Annotated in this window: 3 protein-coding genes; 1 reads left to right on the top strand and 2 read right to left on the bottom strand. The window is 57.8% G+C overall.

Annotated features, from left to right (window positions below; all coding sequences use genetic code 11):
- Positions 1 to 251, top strand: a 251-nt coding sequence (locus tag EP867_RS19990; protein ID WP_164888979.1) for a hypothetical protein, incomplete at its 5' end; no start/stop codon positions are given.
- 44 nt (positions 252 to 295) lie between these two features.
- Here EP867_RS19990 and EP867_RS19305 read toward each other — a convergent pair.
- Together EP867_RS19305 and EP867_RS19300 are read right to left on the bottom strand one after the other, a co-directional pair.
- Positions 296 to 1,429, bottom strand: a complete 1,134-nt coding sequence (locus EP867_RS19305; protein ID WP_128491055.1) for a GGDEF domain-containing protein — start codon at positions 1,427 to 1,429, stop codon at positions 296 to 298.
- On the bottom strand, positions 1,429 to 2,364 hold a 936-nt coding region (locus tag EP867_RS19300), incomplete at its 5' end, for a hypothetical protein (protein ID WP_206616396.1). The genes EP867_RS19305 and EP867_RS19300, both read right to left, overlap by 1 nt.

The following is a 2,364-nucleotide window of genomic DNA, read 5'->3' as shown; positions in this document are numbered from 1 at the left end:
GCCCCGATGCGCAGGTTGGCAAAAATCTTGCCCTTTTGACCGGCTTTGATCAGGCGGTGGGTCAGGCGCTGCAGGTGCATTACACCGTACTGGATGCGGTCGGCCAGGAAGTGGCGCAAGGACAGGTGGATGGCGAGCCAGTGGCCCTGCCCCCCGGCAATTATCGGGTCAGGGTGGGGCTGGTGCCTGAATTGATGTTGGAAGAAGCGCAGGTAGTGTCGGGACAGACGACCGCTGTAGAAATGGATTGACCACGCGCCAAACTAAGTCTTGCTAATCAAGTTAAGCCGCTGGCTCAACCTACCGGCGGCTTATTTTTTTCACGGTACATTTCAGCGTCAGCCTGAGCAAGTAAGGAAGCACTGGTGCAGTCGTCCTGCCCAAATCGTGCCAGGCCCAAGCTGTAAGAAATCTGTATGGGAGTCCCTTGCCAGTAGGCAGGTTCACGCAGAGCCTGCTCAATGCGTTCCAACAGTGCCTTGATGTCGTGGGTTTGCGGGTCGGTCGGGCTGTCACTGGTGACGATGACGAATTCGTCGCCCCCGAGCCTGGCCACGATGTCGGTGCTGCGCACACAGGCAAGCAGGCGTTGAGCTACCGTTCGCAGCACCTCGTCACCGGCGGCATGGCCCAGTGTGTCATTGACAGGCTTGAACTGGTCCAGATCCAGCAGCAGAACATGGCCTTGAGACCCTGCGCGTCTGACTTGCAGGATAACGCGGTTCAGGTGCTCTTCCAGCAGCAGCCGGTTTGCCAGACCGGTCAGTGGATCATGCCTGGCCTGCCGACGCAGATCCTGAAGCTGGGTGTTGTAAGTCTGGGTCACTTCAGTCAACTCTTCGGTCCAGCTTTCAGGGATGGGGTCCAGCGGTTGGTGCTCGCGCATGGCTTGGCGAAGTGTTGACAGCGGCTGCCCGATGGTGCGGTTGAACGTCCAGAGCGCGCTGGCCAGCACGGCGGCCAGCATTGATAGAAAGACCGCCAGCTGGGGCGCCAGACTCCGGGAGGCCGCCGTAAAGATCGAGATCGGACGGAAGGCAATACGCAGCTCACCCAGGGCGTGGGCGCGGTCCATTTCATCGATGTATTGCAACCGGGCAACCAAGGTATCTTTGTCGCCCGGTTGCGGTAGGGCGCCTGCCTGTATCGGTTGCTGCGCGCATTGATCAAGCGCGCTGACACCCAAGACGTCAGGCTGCAAAATCATGGCCTGGATAATGCCGCTGGCCGTCAGGCTGTTGCAGTCCCACAAGGGTTTGATCAGGACATGGGCGAAGGTGTCCAGGGTTTGTTTGCGGTGATTGACGGCGTCTGTGATCTGATCCTGATAATAAAGCCAGGCGGTGAGCGAGGCCGCAAGCAAGTAGGCCAGGGCCAGCAATGGGAAGAGCTGTCGCAGGAACCGAGTGTAAAGGTTCCGGGAGGACATCACGAGACTTTTTTCTTCAGCAGAAGATGTTGGTAACGCTGCGGAACGATGTCTGGAGTGTAGAAAGGGTTGTCCAGCTCAATGACGGTGCGGTTTTGCCAGGAATCGGCGGGCGGCAACTGGCGCGTCTGGTTCCAGACTGACTCGAATACACCGTTACTGCAGATGATGTCGAAGCCCCTTTGCAGGGCTTCATACAACTCATCCGCACTAGGATGGGGAGACACCCAGACAAAGCGATACCAAGGATAACGCAGCAACAGCGACTCCTCCAGACCGAGCTGTTGATGGTGTTGACGAAAATGAGGCAGGAAATAACTCAGCGATTCTTCCAGCCCCATAGGAAACAGGTCAATTACCCCAGCTTTCATCTGCTCTATAAATTCCCCGTTGCGCCATGCCTGGACTTCGCGGGTTGTGATCCCGGCTGCTCGATAGACTTCTGCATCCCACCAGCCTGTGCCTTGCCCGATCGTCAAAGTACGTAGGCCGTTCAGATCGCGGATATGAGCCAGGGCCTTTTCCTGGCCCTGCAGGATAAAAGAAGTGCGCCACCCCAGCAGGCCGCGTTCAAGCGGGACCGGGATCATTCTCAAACGTCCTTCCCGCACCATATCCAGTCTGGTGGGAGACGCTGGAAGCAGATTGATGTGAATACGTCCAGACGTTGTTTCGTGAAGATTGCGCGTTTCAGACGTGTGAGGCGCGTCGGTCAGAGACGCCGGAAACTGGGCAGCCTTCAAGGCTGCATGCAGCAAGGCGATGCAATGGGCCAATGACGGCTCGGTCTGCACGCTGAAAACAGGAGCGGCAGCAGCGAAAGACGTAGGCAGCAAGGCTCCGGCCATCAGGCCGAGCAAACTGCGGCGATAAGGCGAGAATGAAGTATTCATCCTGCATTCCCCAAGTGGCGTGTCGTTTGAGGTGAAGATCGC

Source organism: Falsigemmobacter intermedius (genome assembly GCF_004054105.1).
In the GTDB taxonomy this organism is placed as follows: Bacteria; Pseudomonadota; Alphaproteobacteria; order Rhodobacterales; family Rhodobacteraceae; genus Wagnerdoeblera; species Wagnerdoeblera intermedia.
This window is presented reverse-complemented; position numbering and strand designations above follow the sequence as displayed.